Origin of the sequence: Chimaeribacter arupi (assembly GCF_002858805.1) — a bacterium.
GTDB lineage: Bacteria > Pseudomonadota > Gammaproteobacteria > Enterobacterales > Enterobacteriaceae > Chimaeribacter > Chimaeribacter arupi.
The window spans coordinates 50,093-69,454 of the sequence record NZ_PJZI01000020.1 but is presented as its reverse complement, the minus strand read 5'-3'; the positions used below and the strand labels follow the sequence as shown (position 1 = coordinate 69,454).

Annotated in this window: 14 protein-coding genes; 11 read left to right on the top strand and 3 right to left on the bottom strand. The window is 63.8% G+C overall.

The features are described from left to right. Positions 1-231 precede the first annotated feature (231 nt). Positions 232-1,185: an aldo/keto reductase gene (locus tag CYR52_RS12965; RefSeq protein WP_101828716.1), complete on the bottom strand. Its 954-nt coding sequence runs from the start codon at positions 1,183-1,185 to the stop codon at positions 232-234. A 274-nt stretch (positions 1,186-1,459) separates the two neighbouring features. On the opposite strand from CYR52_RS12965, the gene CYR52_RS12960 reads away from it, so the two are divergent. From CYR52_RS12960 to gutQ, 11 genes are all read left to right on the top strand, one after another. Further along, positions 1,460-2,725: an MdtA/MuxA family multidrug efflux RND transporter periplasmic adaptor subunit gene (locus tag CYR52_RS12960; RefSeq protein WP_101828715.1), complete on the top strand. Its 1,266-nt coding sequence runs from the start codon at positions 1,460-1,462 to the stop codon at positions 2,723-2,725. After that, positions 2,725-5,844 carry an MdtB/MuxB family multidrug efflux RND transporter permease subunit gene (locus tag CYR52_RS12955; protein ID WP_101828714.1) on the top strand — a complete coding sequence of 1,040 codons (3,120 nt, stop codon included), beginning with the start codon at positions 2,725-2,727 and terminating at the stop codon, positions 5,842-5,844. Before CYR52_RS12960 ends, CYR52_RS12955 begins: the two co-directional genes overlap by 1 nt. Continuing rightward, positions 5,841-8,936 (top strand): multidrug efflux RND transporter permease subunit MdtC, encoded by a 3,096-nt coding sequence (gene mdtC / locus CYR52_RS12950; protein ID WP_072930290.1) that lies wholly within the window; start codon positions 5,841-5,843, stop codon positions 8,934-8,936. Before CYR52_RS12955 ends, mdtC begins: the two co-directional genes overlap by 4 nt. A gap of 4 nt (positions 8,937-8,940) precedes the next feature. Next, positions 8,941-10,374, top strand: a complete 1,434-nt coding sequence (mdtD, locus tag CYR52_RS12945; RefSeq protein WP_101828713.1) for a multidrug transporter subunit MdtD — start codon at positions 8,941-8,943, stop codon at positions 10,372-10,374. After that, positions 10,371-11,756, top strand: a complete 1,386-nt coding sequence (baeS, locus tag CYR52_RS12940) for an envelope stress sensor histidine kinase BaeS (protein WP_072930286.1) — start codon at positions 10,371-10,373, stop codon at positions 11,754-11,756. The genes mdtD and baeS overlap by 4 nt, the downstream gene beginning before the upstream one ends. Next, entirely contained in the window at positions 11,753-12,466 is a 714-nt protein-coding gene (gene baeR, locus CYR52_RS12935; RefSeq protein ID WP_101828712.1) for an envelope stress response regulator BaeR, read from the top strand. Before baeS ends, baeR begins: the two co-directional genes overlap by 4 nt. Before the next feature lie 197 nt (positions 12,467-12,663). Continuing rightward, entirely contained in the window at positions 12,664-13,002 is a 339-nt protein-coding gene (locus CYR52_RS12930) for a YegP family protein (protein ID WP_072930283.1), read from the top strand. Between the two features lie 170 nt (positions 13,003-13,172). Then, the gene (gene trhP, locus CYR52_RS12925; RefSeq protein ID WP_101828711.1) at positions 13,173-14,531 is read left to right on the top strand and encodes a prephenate-dependent tRNA uridine(34) hydroxylase TrhP; all 1,359 of its coding nucleotides are present in this window, start codon (positions 13,173-13,175) and stop codon (positions 14,529-14,531) included. 488 nt (positions 14,532-15,019) lie between these two features. Then, complete coding sequence (gene yegS, locus CYR52_RS12920; RefSeq protein ID WP_072930278.1) at positions 15,020-15,919, top strand: lipid kinase YegS; 900 nt, start codon at positions 15,020-15,022, stop codon at positions 15,917-15,919. A gap of 75 nt (positions 15,920-15,994) precedes the next feature. Beyond that, positions 15,995-16,675 carry a GntR family transcriptional regulator gene (locus CYR52_RS12915; RefSeq protein ID WP_101828710.1) on the top strand — a complete coding sequence of 227 codons (681 nt, stop codon included), beginning with the start codon at positions 15,995-15,997 and terminating at the stop codon, positions 16,673-16,675. Between the two features lie 65 nt (positions 16,676-16,740). After that, positions 16,741-17,712 (top strand): arabinose-5-phosphate isomerase GutQ, encoded by a 972-nt coding sequence (gene gutQ / locus CYR52_RS12910; protein WP_101828709.1) that lies wholly within the window; start codon positions 16,741-16,743, stop codon positions 17,710-17,712. Between the two features lie 25 nt (positions 17,713-17,737). Here gutQ and thiD read toward each other — a convergent pair whose 3' ends face one another. Both thiD and thiM read right to left on the bottom strand, forming a co-directional pair. Beyond that, positions 17,738-18,538 (bottom strand): bifunctional hydroxymethylpyrimidine kinase/phosphomethylpyrimidine kinase, encoded by an 801-nt coding sequence (gene thiD / locus CYR52_RS12905; RefSeq protein ID WP_101828708.1) that lies wholly within the window; start codon positions 18,536-18,538, stop codon positions 17,738-17,740. Further along, complete coding sequence (gene thiM, locus CYR52_RS12900; RefSeq protein ID WP_072930269.1) at positions 18,535-19,341, bottom strand: hydroxyethylthiazole kinase; 807 nt, start codon at positions 19,339-19,341, stop codon at positions 18,535-18,537. The genes thiD and thiM overlap by 4 nt, the downstream gene beginning before the upstream one ends. Between the last annotated feature and the right edge of the window lie 21 nt (positions 19,342-19,362).

Below are 19,362 nucleotides of genomic sequence, written 5' to 3'. Positions count from 1 at the left end.
GGGAGCGTGTCTGCGGCGGCCCGAACAGCCCGGAGGCGCAATGAGGGGAGCCGCGAGAGCGGCCAATGATTCAGCCGGGGCACCCAAGGCGCGGGGATGCAAGGGGCGAGCGCCTACGCGCCCCTTGCGCGGTGGCGGCAGCGGGGCTGCAGAAAGATGCTGGCTGTATGCCAACGCAACCTTCTCCGATCTGCATATAGCACACTATAAATGCCTGCGCCTATTCAGGCGCTAGTAGGCACTCGCCTGATCTAATGCCTGAATATCCTCTGCGTCCAGCGCCAGCCTCGCTGCCCCGGCCAAATCCTCCAGTTGCGCCAGCGATGTCGCGCTGACAATTGGCGCGGTCACGCTCGGCCGGGCAATCAGCCACGCCAGCGATACCTGCGTCGGGCTGACGCGGTGCTTCTCCGCCACCTGATCCAGCGCGGTCAAAATCTTCCGGCCGCGTTCGTTGAGGTAGCTTTTCACCACACCCTCACCGCGCGCACTTTTCCCGGCATCCTCCGGGCGGCGGTATTTCCCGGACAAAAAGCCGCTGGCCAGCGAATAGTAACCGATGACCCCAAGCTGGTTCGCCTGCGCCACCTGCTCCAGCCCGCTCTCGTAACCCTGGCGGTCATAGAGGTTGTATTCCGGTTGCAGTGTCTCATAGCGGGCGATGCCCTGCTGCTCACTCACCTTCAGCGCTTCGGCCAGCCGCTCTGCACTGTAGTTGGACGCGCCGATGGCCCGTACCTTGCCCTCTTTAATCAGCGCGTCGAACGTCGCCAGCGTCTCGGCAAGCGGCGTGTCCTGATCGTCATCATGGGATTGGTAAAGATCCACATAATCGGTTTGCAGGCGTGTCAGTGACGCCTCAATCGCCTCGCGGATGTAGCGCGGGGAGAGGCCGGATTTGCCCTCACCCATCGGTTTCCCCACTTTGGTCGCCAGCACGATCTGCTCACGTTTGCCGCTTTTCTTCAGCCAGTTGCCGATGATGGTTTCCGATTCGCCGCCGTGGTTGCCCGGCGCCCAGTGGGAGTACACATCCGCAGTGTCGATGAAATTCAGCTGATGGTCGAGTAACGCATCCAGGATGCTGAACGAGGCGTTCTGATCAATCGTCCAGCCAAAAACATTGCCGCCAAACGTCAGAGAGGGAACCTGAATCCCGGAACGGCCCAGTGTGCGCTGTGTCATGCTGATCTCCTTAGTGAGGTTATGATTAACAGCAAAATTATTGCACACGAAATGAAGTAGCACAGGAACGATATCGCCTGAGGTTATAACCGCTTTCACTTTCGCCACCGCCTGATACGCCCTGACACGCCCTGACATGGACTTCATATTTCCTTCATTTTTTCTGATGCCCGGAGTCGCTACACTGCTACCCTATTGGCGCAATTGGCCTGACGTTGCTATCCCCTGAATCGGTTCGCCTGGACTCTGAACAACGGAGATTATGTTCACTCCTATGAATGCTTCCCAAAAACGACGTATTCCCCTGCGCCGCCTGCTGGTCTGGCTGGTGGTGTTACTGGCGGCGTTTGCTGCCTGGCATTTTTTTATCGCTGAACCGCCTGCCGATCAGAACGCGACAAACCGGCCGCAGGGCCGCGGCGGCCGCCATCAGGCCGCGCCGCCGCCGGTGCAGGCCGCCCTCGCTACCACCCAGAGCGTGCCGCACTACCTCACCGGGCTGGGCACCGTGACCGCCGCCAATACCGTGACGGTGAAAAGCCGGGTGGACGGCGAGTTGATGGCGCTGCACTTCACCGAAGGGCAGCAGGTCAAGGCCGGGCAACTGCTGGCAGAAATTGACCCGCGCCCCTATCAGGTGGCGCTGACGCAGGCCGAGGGGCAACTGGCGAAAGATCAGGCGACGCTGGCCAATGCCCGGCAAGACCTGGCGCGTTACCAGAAACTCGGCAAAACCAACCTGATCTCCCAGCAGGAGCTGGATGCCCAGCAGTCGCTGGTGCGGGAGAGCGAAGGCAGCGTCAAAGCTGACCAGGGCGCGGTAGCCAGCGCCCGGCTCCAGCTGGACTACAGCCGCATCACTGCGCCGATTGATGGCCGCGTCGGGCTGAAACAGGTCGACATCGGCAACTATATTACCAGCGGCGACACCACCGGGCTGGTGATCCTGACCCAGACCCGCCCGATTGATGTGGTGTTCACCCTGCCGGAAGACACCATCCCGACCCTGCTGCGGGCGCAGCAATCGGGCCGCCCGGTGCCGGTCGAGGCGTGGGATCGCACCAATACCGTGAAAGTGGCGGAAGGCGCGCTGCTGAGCCTCGATAACCAGATTGATGCCACCACCGGCACCATCAAAATCAAGGCGCGCTTCAGCAATGATGACGGCATGCTGTTCCCCAACCAGTTCGTGAATGCGCGGGTGAAGGTGAACACCGTGGCCGATGCCGTGGTGGTGCCGGCCGCCGCCATCCAGATGGGCAATGACGGCAACTACGTCTGGGTGCTGGACGCCCAGAACCAGGTGAGCAAGCACATCGTCACGCTGGGCACCCAGGACAGCCACCAGGTGGTGATCGCCGCCGGGTTGAGCGCCGGGGCGCGGGTGGTGACAGACGGCCTCGACCGCCTGAAAGAGGGGCTGAAAGTCGAGGTGCTGAGCAACGATGAGGCCGCGCCCCACGCCGCGGCACCGGCTGACGCTGCACCAACGGGCCGCCGGCACCCGCGTGACCCAGCGGCCGCCGGGGGGCATTCCTGATGCAGGTGATGCCCCCGGACCATACCGGCGGCCCGTCCCGCCAGTTTATCCTGCGCCCGGTCGCCACCACCTTGCTGATGGTGGCGATCCTGCTGGCCGGGATTATCGGCTACCGCGCCCTGCCGGTGTCGGCGCTGCCGCAGGTGGACTACCCCACCATGCAGGTGGTGACGCTCTACCCCGGTGCCAGCCCGGACGTCACCACCTCGGCGGTGACTGCGCCGCTGGAGCACCAGTTCGGCCAGATGTCCGGCCTGAAAACCATGTCATCGCAAAGCTCAGGCGGCGCGTCGGTGATTACCCTCCAGTTCCAACTGACGCTGCCGCTGGACGTGGCGGAACAGGAGGTGCAGGCCGCGATTAACGCCGCCACCAACCTGCTGCCGGACGATCTCCCCTATCCGCCGATCTACAGCAAAGTGAACCCGGCTGACCCGCCGATCATGACGCTGGCGCTGACGTCCGATGCCCTGCCGATGACGCAGGTCGAGGACATGGCCGAAACCCGCGTGGCGCAGAAGATGTCGCAGGTCAGCGGCGTCGGGCTGGTAACCCTCTCCGGCGGCCAGCGCCCGGCCGTGCGGGTGGAGATGAATGCCGCTGCCGTGGCAGCGCGCGGGCTGGACAGCGAAGTCATCCGCACCGCCATCAGCAACGCCAACGTCAACTCCGCCAAAGGCAGCCTGGACGGCCCGGCGCGCTCGGTGACGCTGGCCGCCAATGACCAGATGAAATCCGCTGAGGATTACCGCCAACTGATCGTCGCCTACCAGAACGGCGCGCCGGTGCGGCTCGGCGAGGTAGCGACGATTCACCAGGGCGCGGAAAACAGCAAACTGGCCGCCTGGTCCGGCACCAAACCGGCGATTGTGCTGAATGTGCAGCGCCAGCCGGGGGCCAACGTGCTGACCACAGCGGACAGCATCCGCGCGCTGCTGCCGTCACTGCGCGCCGGCCTGCCCGCCTCGGTGGAGGTGACGCTGGTCACCGACCGCACCACGGCGATCCGCGCCTCGGTCAGTGATGTGCAGTTTGAATTGCTGCTGTCGATCGCGCTGGTGGTGATGGTGATTTACCTGTTCCTGCGCAACGCCGCCGCCACGCTTATCCCCAGCATTGCGGTGCCGCTGTCACTGATCGGCACGTTTGCCGCGATGTATTTCCTCGGCTTTTCGATCAACAACCTGACGCTGATGGCGCTGACCATCGCCACCGGCTTTGTGGTGGATGACGCGATCGTGGTGATTGAGAACATCTCGCGCTACATCGAACGCGGCGACCCGCCGCTCACGGCGGCGCTGAAAGGGGCGGGCGAGATCGGGTTCACCATTATCTCTCTGACTTTCTCACTGATTGCGGTGCTGATCCCGCTGCTGTTTATGGGCGACATCGTCGGGCGGTTGTTCCGCGAATTTGCGGTAACGCTGGCGGTGGCGATCCTGATTTCGGCGGTGGTGTCCCTGACGCTGACGCCGATGATGTGCGCGCGGATGCTGAGCCACGAGGCGCTGCGCAAGCAGAACCGTTTCTCACGCGCCAGCGAACGCTTTTTTGACCGGGTGATTGCAGGCTACGGCCGGATGCTGAAGGTGGTGCTCGGCCACCCGTGGCTGACGCTGGGCGTGGCGATCTCTACCCTGCTGCTGACCGCCCTGCTCTACCTGCTGATCCCCAAAGGCTTTTTCCCGGTGCAGGACAACGGCCTGATCCAGGGCACGCTGGAAGCGCCGCAGTCGGTCTCGTTCAGCAACATGGCCACGCGCCAGCAACAGGTCGCGGCGATCCTGCTGCGTGACCCGGCCGTCGCCGGGCTGACCTCGTTTGTCGGCGTGGACGGCACCAACGCCACGCTGAACACCGGCCGGTTGCAGATCACCCTGAAACCGCTGGAGGCGCGTGATGACCGGGTAGACACCATTATCCCGCGCCTGCAACAGGCGGTGGCGGGCGTGCCGGGTGTGCGGCTCTACCTGCAACCGGTGCAGGATCTCACCATCGATACGCAGGTCAACCGTACCCAGTACCAGTTCACCTTGCAGGCGATGTCGCTGGAATCCCTGAGCGAATGGGTGCCGCAACTGTTGGAAAAACTGGAACAGGCCCCCGAACTCCAGGAAGTGAGCAGCGACTGGCAGGACAAGGGGCCGGTGGCGTACGTCAACATCGACCGCGACAGCGCCAGCCGCCTCGGCATCAGCATGGCGGACATCGACAACGCGCTCTACAACGCCTTCGGCCAGCGGCTGGTTTCCACCATCTACACCCAGGCGAACCAGTACCGGGTGGTGCTGGGGCAGGACACCACCCACACGCCGGGGCTGGCGGCGCTGGGTGAGATCTGGCTCAACGGCAGTGACGGCAACCGCGTGCCGCTCAGCAGCATCGCACGGGTTGAGCAGCGTTTCGGGCCGCTGTCTGTCAACCATCAGGACCAGTTGCCGTCGGCGATGATCTCCTTCAACGTCAGCCCCGGCTATGCGCTGGGTGATGCGGTGCAGGCGGTGACGCAGGCAGAGCAGCAGCTCAACCTGCCCGAGGACATCACCACCCGCTTCCAGGGGGCGACGCTGGCGTTCCAGGCGGCCCTCGGCAGCACGCTGTGGCTGATTCTGGCGGCGGTGGTGACGATGTACATCGTGCTCGGCGTACTCTATGAGAGCTTTATCCACCCGGTGACCATCCTCTCCACGCTGCCGACTGCCGGGGTCGGCGCGTTGCTGGCGCTGATGCTGGCAGGCAGCGCGCTGGATGTGATCGCGATTATCGGCATCATCCTGCTGATCGGCATTGTGAAGAAGAACGCCATCATGATGATCGACTTCGCGCTGGCGGCGGAACGCGACCAGGGCATGACGCCCTACGAGGCGATCTACCAGGCGTGCCTGCTGCGCTTCCGGCCGATTCTGATGACCACGCTGGCGGCGCTGCTCGGTGCGCTGCCGCTGATGCTGGCTACCGGCGTCGGCGCGGAGTTGCGCCGCCCGCTCGGCATCTGCATGGTGGGCGGGCTGATAGTCAGCCAGGTGCTGACGCTGTTTACCACACCGGTTATCTACCTGTTGTTTGACCGGCTGGCGCGCCGCGCCCGCCCGCACCCGCAGGAGCCGCGCCCACAGTGAAATTTTTTGCCCTGTTTATCCATCGCCCGGTGGCGACCACCCTGCTGACGGCGGCAATTGTGCTGGCCGGGCTGCTGGGGTTCCTCCGGCTGCCGGTGTCGCCGCTGCCGGCGGTGGACTACCCGGTGATCCAGGTCACCGCCTCGCTGCCCGGTGCCTCGCCGGAGACCATGGCGTCGTCGGTGGCAACGCCGCTGGAGCGGGCGCTGGGGCGCATTGCCGGCATCAATGAGATGACCTCACGCAGTTCGCTCGGCAGCACCACCATCGTGATGCAGTTTGACCTCGACCGGAACATCGACGGCGCCGCGCGGGATGTGCAGGCGGCGCTGAATGCCGCGCAGAGCCTGCTGCCGAGCGGGATGCCGAACCGGCCGACCTACCGCAAGGCCAACCCTTCCGATGCGCCGGTGATGATCCTGACGCTGACCTCCGACACCTACAGCCCGGTGCAGATGTATGACGTCGCCAGCACCCGGCTGGTGCAGAAAATCGCCCAGATTGAAGGGGTCGGGGATGTCACGGTGGGCGGCAGCTCGCTGCCTGCGGTGCGGGTGGCGCTCAACCCGCAGGCGCTGTTCAACCAGGGCGTGTCGCTGGATGAGGTGCGCGAGGCGATTAGCCAGGCCAACGTGCGCAAACCGCAGGGCGCGGTGGAGTCCGGCGACCGGCGCTGGCAGTTGCAGGCCAATGACGCCCTGACCGAGGCGCGCGACTACCAGCCGCTGATTGTGCACTACCACAACGGCGCGGCGGTGCGGTTGCAGGACGTGGCGCAGGTGCAGGACGGCTCGCAGGATGTGCACAACGCCGGGATGAGCAACGCCAAACCGGCGGTGCTCATCCTGGTGCGGCGCACGGCGGACGCCAACATCATCGCCACCGTAGACCGGGTGCGGGCGGCGCTGCCTGCGCTGCGCCAGGCGGTGCCTGCCACCATGACGCTGGCGGTGGCGCAGGACAGATCGCCCACCATCCGTGCCTCGCTGCATGAGGTGGAGCAGTCGCTGATTATCGCGGTGGCGCTGGTGATCCTGGTGGTGTTCCTGTTCCTGCGTTCGGGCCGTGCCACGTTTATCCCGGCGGTGGCGGTGCCGGTGTCGCTGATCGGTACCTTTGCCGCCATGTATCTGTGCGGCTTCAGCCTGAATAACCTGTCGCTGATGGCGCTGACCATCGCCACCGGCTTTGTGGTGGATGACGCCATCGTGGTGCTGGAGAACATCGCCCGCCACATTGAGTCAGGCATGAAACCGCTGCCCGCGGCGCTGCTGGGGGTGAAAGAGGTCGGCTTTACCGTGCTGTCGATGAGCGTTTCGCTGGTGGCGGTGTTTATCCCGCTGCTGCTGATGGAGGGGCTGCCGGGGCGGCTGTTCCATGAGTTTGCCGTGACGCTGTCGGTGGCGATCGGGCTGTCGCTGGTGGTCTCCCTGACGCTGACGCCGATGATGTGCGCGCGCATCCTGCGGCCGCAGCCCCCGGCCTGGCCGGGGATGCCGCACCCGGAACCGCGCGGCGTCACCCGCTGGCTCAACCGGCTGCAACAGGCGTACGGCCGCTCGCTGAACCGGGTGCTGAACCATGCGCGGCTGGTGGGGCTGCTGTTGCTGGCGACCATCGGGCTGACGGTGTGGCTCTATATCAGCATCCCGAAAACCTTCTTCCCGGAGCAGGACACCGGCCGGTTGCTCGGTTACATCCAGGGCGACCAGAGCATCTCGTTCCGCGCGATGCGCCATAAGCTGGAAGATTTTATGACGATTGTCGGCGCGGATCCGGCAGTCGAGAGTGTCACCGGCTTTACCGGCAACCGCATCAACGTCGGCTCGATGTACATTTCGCTCAAACCGCTCGGCGAACGCCGCGAGAGCGCGCAGCAGGTGATTGCCCGGCTGCGCGTCAAGCTGGCGAAAGAGCCGGGGGCCAGCCTGTTCCTGGTGCCGGTGCAGGACATCCGCGTCGGCGCGCGGCAGTCCAACGCCGGGTACCAGTTCACCCTGCTGGCCGACGAGCTGAACGACCTGCGCACCTGGGAGCCGCAGGTGCGGGCGGCGCTGGCGAAACTGCCGGAGCTGGAGGATGTGAACTCCGACCAGGAGGACAGCGGCGCAGAGCTGGGGCTGATTTATGACCGCGACGCGATGGCACGGCTCGGCATCAGCGTGGCGGATGCCAACGCGCTGTTGAATAACGCCTTCGGCCAGCGCCAGATTTCCACCATTTATCAGCCCCTTAATCAGTACAAAGTGGTGATGGAAGTGGCCGCCGCCTATAACCAGGACGTCAGCGCGCTTGACCAGATGTTCGTCACCAACAGCGACGGCAAGCCGGTGCCGCTCTCCTACTTTGCCCGCTGGCAACCGGCCAACGCGCCGCTGTCGGTGAGCCACCAGGGGTTGTCGGCCGCCTCGACCATCTCGTTTAACCTGCCGGACGGCGTCAGCCTGTCGGATGCCACCGCCGCGGTGCAGCGCACCATGACGGAACTTCGGGTGCCGCCCACGGTGCGCGGCCAGTTCGCCGGCACGGCGCAGGTGTTCCAGGAGACGCAGCGCTCACAGGTGCTGCTTATCCTCGCGGCCATCGCCACCATCTACATTGTGCTGGGAGTGCTGTATGAGAGTTACGTCCACCCGCTGACCATCCTCTCCACCCTGCCCTCCGCCGGGCTGGGGGCGCTGCTGGCGCTGGAGGCGTTCGATACGCCGTTCAGCCTGATTGCACTGATAGGGGTGTTGCTGTTGATCGGCATCGTGAAAAAGAATGCAATAATGATGGTCGATTTCGCGCTGGAGGCGCAGCGGCGCGGCCACCTCACCGCGCGCGAGGCGATTTTCCAGGCCAGCCTGCTGCGTTTCCGGCCGATTCTGATGACCACCCTGGCGGCGCTGTTCGGCGCGCTGCCGCTGGCGCTGACCCAGGGCGACGGCGCAGAGCTGCGCCAGCCGCTGGGCATGACCATCGTCGGCGGCCTGCTGGTCAGCCAGGTGCTGACCCTCTACACCACGCCGGTGGTCTACCTGTTTTTTGATCGCCTGCGCAGCCGGTTGCGCCCGGCCGCCGCGATCCCACGTCCTCAGGAGGAGAACTGACCCAATGCCCGCCTATTCCCCCGCTGTCCGCTGGCAACTGTGGATTGTCGCCTTTGGCTTTTTCATGCAGACGCTCGACACCACCATTGTGATCACCGCCCTGCCCTCGATGGCCACCAGCCTGGGCGAAAGCCCGCTGCATATGCATACGGTGATTGTGGCGTATGTGATGACGGTGGCGGTGATGCTGCCCGCCAGCGGTTGGCTGGCGGATCGCATCGGCGTGAAGTGGGTGTTTTTCGCGGCGATTGTGCTGTTCACCCTCGGGTCACTGTTCTGCGCCGCCTCCGGCACCCTGAACCAGCTGGTGCTGGCGCGGGTTGTCCAGGGCATCGGCGGGGCGATGATGGTGCCGGTCGGGCGGCTGACGGTGCTGAAGATCGTGCCGCGCGAGCAGTATATGGCCGCGATGACGTTCGTGACCCTGCCGGGGCAGATTGGCCCGCTGCTCGGCCCGGCGCTCGGCGGCTTTCTGGTGGAGTATGCCAGCTGGCACTGGATCTTCCTGATTAACCTGCCGGTGGGGATTGCCGGGGCGGTGGCGACGCTGATGCTGATGCCGAACCACACGCTGAAGACCCGCCGTTTCGACCTGCGCGGCTTTGTGCTGCTGGCGGTGGCGATGGCGACCCTGACGCTGGCGCTTGACGGCCAGCGCGCGCTGGGGCTGAGTGCCGCGGATCTCGGCTGGCTGGTGTTTGCCGGCGCGGCAGCGCTGCTGGCGTATTGGCAGTATGCGCACCTCAACCCGGCGGCGCTGTTCCCGATGCGCCTGTTCCGCACCCCGACCTATAAAATCGGCCTTACCGGCAGCCTGCTCGGGCGGCTCGGCAGCGGCATGTTGCCGTTTATGACGCCGGTGTTTTTACAGGTCGGGCTGGGCTTTTCCCCGTTCCACGCCGGGCTGATGATGGTGCCGATGGTGCTCGGCAGCATGAGCATGAAACGCATCGTGGTGCGGGTGGTGAGCCGCTTTGGCTACCGCCGCGCGCTGGTGGTGTCCACGCTGCTGCTGGCCGTGGCCAGCCTGCTGACCCCGGCGGTGGGGCTGGCCGGGTGGACTTTGCTTATCCCGGTGACGCTGTTTTTGCTCGGTATGGTCAACTCGCTGCGCTTCTCCAGCATGAACACCCTGACGCTGAAAGATCTGCCGAACCGGCTGGCAAGCAGCGGCAACAGTTTGCTGTCGATGGTGATGCAATTGTCGATGAGCCTCGGCGTCAGCGCGGCGGGCATCCTGCTGGGTGCATTTATGCAGCATGACAGCGCCGCGGCGCTGACCGGCTCACCGGAAGTGCAGCGGGCGTTTATTTTCACCTACCTTTGCCTCGCGGTGATCATCGCCCTGCCGGCGCTGATTTTCCACCGTGTGCCGGACACCGCCGCCCCGGTCAGCGCCGGGCAACCCCGTCATACCCGCAACACGGAGTCCTCATGAGAATCGGCATTACCGGCAAGCTGTTCCTGGCGATTTTTGCCGCCTGTATGCTGGTGTTGATCACCATGCACTGGGGCGTGCGCCTGAGTTTTGAGCACGGCTTTATTGACTACATCCGCCACGGCAACGAGCAGCGGATCGAGATGATTGGCGAGTCGCTGGAGGATCAGTACCAGGAGCACGGCAGCTGGACGTTCCTGCGCAAAGACAACAAAGTGATTTACCGGATGCTGCGCTCCTTCGAGCAGAATGAGGAGGAGAACCCCAACCTGCCGCCGCACGGCTGGCGCACCCAGTTCTGGGTGCTGGATGAGCAGGGAAAACCGCTGGTGGGGCCGCGTTCGCCGGTGCCGCCGGAGGGGATGCAGCGGCCGATCCGGGTGGATGGGCGGCAGGTCGGGATGCTGGTCTCCTCACCGGTGGAGCGGCTGACGCGTAACACCGACATCAGCTTTGACCGCCAGCAACGGCGCACCAGCTGGATGATCGCCGCGTTCTCGGCGCTGCTGGCGGCCGCGGCCACCTGGCTGCTGTCACGCGGGATGCTGGCACCGGTAAAACGGCTGGTCAACGGCACCCACCGGCTGGCCGCCGGGGATTTCTCCACGCGGGTGGAAGTGGATTCGCAGGATGAGCTGGGCAAGCTGGCGCATGATTTCAACCTGCTGGCCACCACGCTTGAGAAAAACGAGCAGATGCGCCGCGCCTTTATGGCGGATATTTCCCATGAGCTGCGCACCCCGCTGGCGGTGCTGCGCGGTGAGATGGAGGCGATGCAGGACGGCGTGCGCCGCCTCAGCCCGGAGTCGCTGCTCTCTTTGCAGGCGGAAGTCGCGATCCTCACCAAACTGGTGGATGACCTGCACCAGCTCTCGCTGTCGGATGCCGGGGCGCTGGCTTACCGCAAAGAGCCGGTGGACGCGGTGCACCTGGCCCAGCTGGCGGAAGCGGCGTTCCGCGAGCGTTTCAACGGCAAACAGCTGACCATCGCCAGCAGCCTGCCGCCGCAGGCGATCGTCTTCGGCGACCCCGACCGGCTGACCCAATTGTTCAATAACCTGCTGGAGAACAGCCTGCGCTACACTGATCCGGGTGGCAGGCTGCTGATCCGCGGTGAAAAGCAGGAGAAAAGCCTGCTGCTCTATTTTGAAGACAGCGCGCCCGGCCTGAGCGACGATCAGCTGGGGCGGATATTTGAGCGTTTTTACCGCACGGAAGGGTCGCGCAACCGCGCCAGCGGCGGCTCCGGGCTGGGGCTGGCGATCTGCCAGAATATTGTGGATGCCCACGGCGGCAGTATCCGCGCGGCCCATTCCCCACTGGGCGGTATTTCACTCTGTGTGCGCCTGCCGCTAATTAACCCTGCTGAAGGACTACGATGAACGACCATCACAGCGATACCCCGCTGCAAATCATGATTGTGGAAGATGAACCGAAACTGGGCCAGTTGCTGGTGGATTACCTGGATGCCGCCGGGTACCAGACCCGCTGGCTGACACACGGCGACGAGGTCGTCCCGGCGGTGAAAAGCCAGCCCCCGGCGATGATCCTGCTGGATTTGATGCTGCCCGGTACTGACGGCCTGACCATCTGCCGTGAGATCCGCCGCTTCTCCGAGGTGCCGATCATGATGGTGACGGCCAAAATCGAGGAGATCGACCGCCTGCTGGGGCTGGAGATCGGCGCGGATGACTACATCTGCAAACCCTACAGCCCGCGCGAAGTGGTGGCCCGGGTGAAAACCATTCTGCGCCGCTGCCTGCGGGTGCAGGAAGCCCCGGCGGACGCCTACGCGCTGCGCATTGACGAGGCGCGTTTTCAGGCGGTGTACCAGGGTGAAGTCCTCGATTTAACCCCGGCGGAGTTCCGCCTGCTGAAAACGCTGGCGATGCAGCCCGGCCACGTCTTTTCCCGCGAGCAGCTGCTCAACCACCTCTATGATGATTACCGGGTGGTGACTGACCGCACTATCGACAGCCATATCAAAAACCTGCGCCGCAAACTCGAGGCAATCGACGGTGAAAAGCCGTTTATCCGTGCGGTGTATGGCGTGGGCTATCGCTGGGAAGCGGACGCCTGCCATCTGGAATAGCCCGCCGCCCCTGGATGAACCGGCTAAAAACAGGGAGTAACCGGCTGTTTCCGGCCGGTTGCGCGCCCTCTATGACAGAATTCTGACCATGATCACATCTTTTTATCAAAGGCGTAACTGGTCACTTTTTGATCATGCCGGTCGAATTCCGCTTGGCTACACTTGGTCGGAGTATTCTGAAAGAGGAGACCCCTACCATGGCAGACGGGCATTATGAGATTAAAAAAGCCAAAAACGGACGCTACCATTTTGAACTGAAAGCCGGCAACGGCGAGATCATTCTTAACAGCGAGATGTACGCCAGCAAAGCATCGGCAGAGAACGGCATCAGTTCCGTGCAGACCAATGCGCAGGATGAGGCGCAATATGAAGTGAAACACAGCAACAACAATCAGCCCTATTTCGTGCTTAAAGCCAAAAACTATCAGGTGATTGGCATAAGCGAGCTGTACAGTTCCGAAAGCGCGGCGCGCAACGGCATCAAATCCGCCACGCGGCACGGCACCAGCACCGACATCCGGGACCTGACCCACTGATCCTTCCCTCTTATGCCCCCCTGCGCGCCGGCTGCCGGCATTGCACCGGCGCGCGCATCCGCCTACAATTCCGGCCTTAGTCTTTTTGCGGGTATTTCCCCCGTGGTTTCCTGTTTTATGTTCCCTGCGCCCTGCGGCGCAGCCTGACCTGTCATCAGAAGAGCCGTATCATGTCATCAACATCCTTTACCCCCGAGCTGCTGTCGCCTGCCGGCACGCTGAAAAATATGCGTTATGCCTTCGCCTACGGTGCCGACGCGGTGTATGCCGGGCAGCCGCGCTACAGCCTGCGGGTGCGCAACAATGAGTTTAACCACGAGAACCTGGCACTCGGCATCCGCGAGGCGCACGCGCTGGGCAAAAAGTTTTATGTGGTGGTGAACATCGCCCCGCATAACGCCAAGCTGAAAACCTTCCTGCAAGACCTGCAACCGGTGGTGGAAATGGGGCCGGATGCGTTGATCATGTCCGATCCGGGGTTGATCATGCTGGTGCGCGAGGCGTTCCCGCAGATGCCGGTGCACCTGTCGGTGCAGGCGAACGCCGTGAACTGGGCCACGGTAAAATTCTGGCAGCAGATGGGGCTGACCAGGGTGATCCTGTCACGCGAGCTGGCGCTGGAAGAGATCGCGGAGATCCGCCGCCAGGTGCCGGAGATGGAGCTGGAAGTCTTCGTGCACGGCGCGCTCTGCATGGCCTATTCCGGGCGCTGCCTGCTGTCGGGCTATATCAACAAACGTGACCCGAACCAGGGCACCTGCACCAACGCCTGCCGCTGGGAATATAACGTGCAGGAAGGCAAAGAGGATGACGTGGGCAACATCGTCCACCAGCATGAACCGATTGCCGTGCAGCAGGTGGAGCCGACGCTCGGCATCGGCGCGCCGACTGACCGGGTGTTTATGCTGGCGGAGCGCCAGCGCCCGGACGAGGCGATGTCCGCGTTTGAGGATGAGCACGGCACCTACATCATGAACTCCAAAGATCTGCGCGCCATCCAGCATGTTGACCAGCTGACGAAACTGGGCGTGCACTCGCTGAAAATTGAGGGGCGCACCAAATCCTTCTACTACTGCGCCCGCACCGCGCAGGTTTACCGCCGGGCGATTGATGACGCCGTGGCCGGCAAGCCGTTCGACCCAACGCTGCTCACCACACTGGAAGGGCTGGCGCACCGCGGCTACACCGAAGGGTTCCTGCGCCGCCATACCCATGATGAGAAGCAGAACTACGCCTATGGGCATTCGATGTCCGATCGCCAGCAGTTTGTCGGTGAGTTTACCGGCGAGCGCCGGGAAGGCTGGGCCGAAGTGGCGGTCAAAAACCGTTTCCTGCGCGGTGACAGCGTGGAGCTGATGACCCCGGCCGGGAATCTGGTGTTTACCCTGGAGACGATCCGCAACCAGAAAGGGGAGGACGTGGACGTCGCGCCGGGTGACGGGCATATCGTCTGGGTGCCGGTGCCGGACAGCCTCGATACCCGGTTTGCCCTGCTGTTGCGTAACCTGCCGCACAGCGCGGCCAAATAGCCGTAACAGGCATCCGGCTTTTTAATGGTTTTTAGAATCCGATCACATCAATAGGCTGTATTGATGCGTACTATCTGGGGCGCTAATTAAGAATCAAAAACAGCTTTACTGATATTCAGGAACCACCTCCTTCGCCGGACCAATCTCCCTTGGCCCGGCTTTTTCTTTTTTATCATCAGGTTAAAATTAACGCAGTAAAAAGGGCGGCGTATTTCATTTCTGCCTTTCATTGACTATTTCTTTCATTATGGGCGGGCCGTTTTCTCTTTTTTGCTGTTATAAAAAACATCGGGAAATAAAAAAGGATGATTTATCTTCTTTTTTTCTCTTTTATTCGCCGCTTTTTTCCGCTATTGCTTTAGCCCTAAGATTTATCTGCTTTATTTTGGCCGCCGGATCGCCAGTACCGGCCTGCGGCCGTTCTGGTTTATCTTATACTCAGTCTGGGGCATGGTGCCCGTGGTCCGCTTTACAGCCGGGAGTTTGCGATGTCAGAATCATCAGTCAATGTACTGATCCTCAATGGAAAAGGGGCGGGGAACGACGATCTCCGCCAGGCGGTCAATGCCCTGCGTCAGGATGGCGTGACCCTGCATGTCCGCGTGACCTGGGAACAGGGCGACGCCGGGCGGTTTGTGGCAGAGGCCGCAGCCCTCGGCGCAGACACGGTGATTGCCGGTGGCGGTGACGGCACCATCAATGAAATCGCTACCGCGCTCTACCAGGTCTCCCCGGCGCAGCGCCCGGCGCTCGGCATCGTGCCGCTCGGCACCGCCAATGACTTCGCCACCGCCTGCGCCATCCCGGACACGATGGAAAACGCGCTGCAACTGGCCGTGAAAGGCCACGCTTACGCCATCGACCTGGTGAAGGTGAACCAGGATCGCTTCTTCATCAACATGGCCACCGGCGGCTTCGGCACCCGCATCACCACGGAAACCCCGGAGAGGCTGAAGTCCGCGCTCGGCGGCGTTTCCTACCTGCTGCATGGCCTGATGCGCATGGATACCCTGAAAGCGGACCACTGTGTGATAACCGGGCCGGATTTTCGCTGGGAAGGTGACGCGCTGGTGATCGGCATCGGCAACGGCAAGCAGGCGGGCGGCGGCCAGGCGCTCTGCCCGGAAGCGCTGATCAATGACCGCCTGCTGCAACTGCGGCTGTTTACCTCGGAAGAGCTGGTGCCGGCCTTCCTGCGCAGTATGCTGAACGGCGAAGAGAACCAGAATGTTGTCTCCGCGGCGCTGCCGTGGCTGGAGATCGACGCGCCGCATGAAATGACGTTCAACCTCGACGGCGAGCCGCTGAGCGACACCCATTTCCGCATTGACGTGCTGCCGGAGGCGATCGCCTGCCGCCTGCCGCCCAACTGCCCGCTGCTGGGGTAATGCCCCCGCAATGATCCCTGCTATCGCCCCGTGTTACACTGCGGGGCATCGTCCCTAGCTGAGCCGCTCTGCCTTATGCCGTCTGAACTTCTGAATAGCGTTCCCGTTAACCAGCAGATTTATCGCCTGCTGCGTCAGGATATTATCGACTGTAGCATCGCACCCGGCACCCTGCTGTCGGAGAAGGAGATCTCGCTGCGTTTCAGCGTGTCCCGCCAGCCGGTGCGCGAGGCGTTTATCAAGCTGGCAGAGGCCGGACTGGTGCAGATTTTGCCGCAGCGCGGCACCTTTGTACGTAAGATCTCGGCCAAACAGGTGGCCGATGCGCGCTTTATCCGGCAGGCGCTGGAGTGCGCCATTGTGCGCCGGGCCGCAGAGATGATCACCGACGCACAGATCCAGCAACTGGAACACAACCTGAACCGTCAGGCGCTGGCCGCGGCCGGTGGGCAGACGCGCGAATTCCTGGCGCTCGACGACCAGTTCCACCAGTTGCTGACGCGGATCGCCGACTGCGCGCTGGCCTGGGAAACCATTGAGTCGATCAAAGCGACGATGGATCGGGTGCGTTTTCTCAGCCTCAGCAAGGTGTCGCCGCCGGAGAGCCTGATCGCCCAGCATCAGGAGATCGTCTCCGCCCTTAAAGCGCGCGATGCCGACACCGCCGAAGCAGCGATCCGCCGGCACCTTCAGGAGTTGATCTACTCGATAACGCCGATTGCGGAACAAAACAGCGACTGGTTCGGCGCGCTGTAACGCGGCCGGACTGCCCTGGGCGTCATGGTGTACGTGATGCCCCCCACGTTCACAGGAACCCTGCAATGCAAGAACCTCACCCGCTGCTGGCCTTTGCCCGCGAAACCCTGGAGATTGAACTCACCGAGGCGCAGCGCCTGCTGGCCCGGCTGGACGGGCAGTTTGTGCGCGCCTGCGAGCTGCTGCTGGACTGCACCGGCAAGGCGGTGGTTTCCGGCATCGGCAAGTCCGGCCACATCGGCAAGAAGATCGCCGCGTCGCTGGCCAGTACCGGCACCCCGGCCTTTTTCGTCCATCCGGCGGAAGCCCTGCACGGCGATCTCGGCATGATCGGCGCAGGCGATGTGATGATCTTTATCTCCTATTCCGGGCGTGCCAAAGAGCTGGACCTGATCCTGCCGCTGCTGGCGGAGAACGGCACACCGGTAATTGCCATCACCGGCGGGCTGGCCTCGCCGCTGGCGCAGCAGGCGGCCTGCGTGCTGGACATCAGCGTTGAGCGCGAAGCCTGCCCGATGGGGCTGGCACCGACCTCCAGCGCCGTCAATACCCTGATGATGGGCGATGCGCTGGCGATGGCGTTGATGCGCCAGCGCGGGTTCGGCGCGGAGGATTTCGCCCGTTCCCACCCCGGCGGCAGCCTGGGCGCCCGCCTGCTGAACCGCGTGCACCACCTGATGCGCACCGGCGAACGTATTCCGCAGGTACGCAGTGATGCCACCGTGATGGAGGCGATGCTGGAGCTGAGCCGCACCGGCCTGGGGCTGGTGGCAGTATGTGATGAACAACAACGGGTGCTCGGCGTGTTCACCGACGGCGACCTGCGGCGCTGGCTGGTGGGCGGCCACACGCTGCAACAGCCGCTGCTGCCCGCCGTGACCCGCCCCGGTTTCCTGCTGCCGGCCCAATGGCGCGCCGGGGAAGCGCTGGAAGCGTTGCACGCCAACCATATCGGTGCCGCCCCGGTGGTGGATGTGAACGGCACGCTGGTGGGCGCGCTCAACCTGCACGACCTGCATCAGGCCGGGATTGGCTGACCGCCTTTTTTGCTGACGGTGCGCCTTACCACCAGGCGTGGAAATGGTGCACCGGGCCGATACCCTGCCCCACTTCCAGGGTGTCGGCCTGCTCCAGCGCCCGTTGCAGATAGGCTTTCGCCGCCTGCACCGTTGCGGCCCAGTTCTCATGGCGCGGCCGCAGCGCCGCCAGCGCGGCGGAGAGCGTGCAGCCGGTGCCGTGGGTGTGGCGGGTTGCCACACGCGGCGCGGTAAAACGCTGCTCGTGGTCGCGGGTAAACAGCCAGTCCGGGCTTTCGCTTTCGCTGAGGTGCCCGCCCTTCATCAGCACCGCCTGACACCCCATGCCCAGCAGTTCCCGCCCCTGTTGGCGCATCTCGGTTTCATTGCGTGCCGGGGTACATGCCAGCAACGCCGCGGCTTCCGGCAGGTTCGGGGTAATCAGCGACACCTGCGGCAACAACCGGCGGCGGATCGCCTCTACCGCGTCCGGGGTCAGCAGCGGGTCACCGCTTTTCGCCAGCATCACCGTGTCCAGCACCACATACGGCACCGGATAATGCGCCAGCCGTTCCGCCACCGCCGCCACCACTTCACTGTTGGCTAACATGCCGATTTTGGCGCTGTCGATGCGCACATCACTCAGCACCGAGTCGAGTTGCGCGGCCACGAAACCGGGGTCGATGTGGTAGACCGACTGCACCCCCCGGGTATTTTGCGCCACCAGCGCAGTAATCACGCTGGTGCCGTAGGCAGCCAGGGCGGAGAACGCTTTGAGGTCCGCCTGGATGCCCGCGCCGCCGCTCGGGTCAGTACCGGCGATGGTCAGGGCGTTAATGCGCGTCATACCCCGCCCTCCATCTGCTGATACACCTCATCCAGCAGCCGCGGCAACACACTGCCCGGCCCGTTGGCCTGCGCGGTCGCCCGCTCCCCGGCGCGCGCCATCAGGGCGCAGGCGGCAGCCACCCGATCCCGCCGCGGCCCCTCCAGCGCACAAAAACCGGCCACCAGCGCCGACAGCGCACAGCCGGTGCCGACCACCCGCGTCATCAGCGGATGGCCGCCGGGGATCGCCCAGGTTTCCTGCCCGTCCGTGACGTAGTCCACCCGGCCGGTGACCGCCACCACCGCGCCGGTCTGTTGCGCCAGTTCACGGGCGGCGGGCAGCGCCTGTAAGGAGTCATCCCCGCTGTCAACGCCGCGCCCCAGCGCCGGTTGGCCGCAGAGCGCCAGAATTTCCGAGGCATTGGCGCGGATCGCCGCCGGGCGCAGGGCCAGTAATTGGTGGGCAAACGTTGTGCGGTAAGTCAGCGCACCAACGCCCACCGGGTCGAGCGTCCAGGGCGTACCGGCGGCATTGGCACTCTCAATCGCGGCCAGCATACTCTCTGCGCGGGCCTGGTTCAGGGTGCCGAGGTTTATCAGCAACGCATCGGCCAGCGCGCTGAACTGGGCGGCTTCCTGCGGCTCCACCACCATCGCGGGCGAGGCCCCGGCGGCCAGCAGCAGGTTGGCCGTCACAGACTGTACTACTTCATTGGTCAGGCAGTGCACCAGCGGCGCTCGGCGGCGGAACTGCGCCCAGGACTCAACAGCACGCTCAACAGGAAAGGTCGCCGGAACGGCGGGATCGGCAGGGAATAACATGGTGATTCTCCTTACCGGCGT

Bases quoted from the DNA above. Each gene is read 5' to 3' on its own strand.
- CYR52_RS12965 (WP_101828716.1), bottom strand. From the start codon at position 1,185: ATGACACAGCGCACACTGGGCCGTTCCGGGATTCAGGTTCCCTCTCTG.
- CYR52_RS12960 (WP_101828715.1), top strand. From the start codon at position 1,460: ATGAATGCTTCCCAAAAACGACGTATTCCCCTGCGCCGCCTGCTGGTC.
- CYR52_RS12955 (WP_101828714.1), top strand. From the start codon at position 2,725: ATGCAGGTGATGCCCCCGGACCATACCGGCGGCCCGTCCCGCCAGTTT.
- mdtD (WP_101828713.1), top strand. From the start codon at position 8,941: ATGCCCGCCTATTCCCCCGCTGTCCGCTGGCAACTGTGGATTGTCGCC.
- baeS (WP_072930286.1), top strand. From the start codon at position 10,371: ATGAGAATCGGCATTACCGGCAAGCTGTTCCTGGCGATTTTTGCCGCC.
- baeR (WP_101828712.1), top strand. From the start codon at position 11,753: ATGAACGACCATCACAGCGATACCCCGCTGCAAATCATGATTGTGGAA.
- CYR52_RS12930 (WP_072930283.1), top strand. From the start codon at position 12,664: ATGGCAGACGGGCATTATGAGATTAAAAAAGCCAAAAACGGACGCTAC.
- trhP (WP_101828711.1), top strand. From the start codon at position 13,173: ATGTCATCAACATCCTTTACCCCCGAGCTGCTGTCGCCTGCCGGCACG.
- yegS (WP_072930278.1), top strand. From the start codon at position 15,020: ATGTCAGAATCATCAGTCAATGTACTGATCCTCAATGGAAAAGGGGCG.
- CYR52_RS12915 (WP_101828710.1), top strand. From the start codon at position 15,995: ATGCCGTCTGAACTTCTGAATAGCGTTCCCGTTAACCAGCAGATTTAT.
- gutQ (WP_101828709.1), top strand. From the start codon at position 16,741: ATGCAAGAACCTCACCCGCTGCTGGCCTTTGCCCGCGAAACCCTGGAG.
- thiD (WP_101828708.1), bottom strand. From the start codon at position 18,538: ATGACGCGCATTAACGCCCTGACCATCGCCGGTACTGACCCGAGCGGC.
- thiM (WP_072930269.1), bottom strand. From the start codon at position 19,341: ATGTTATTCCCTGCCGATCCCGCCGTTCCGGCGACCTTTCCTGTTGAG.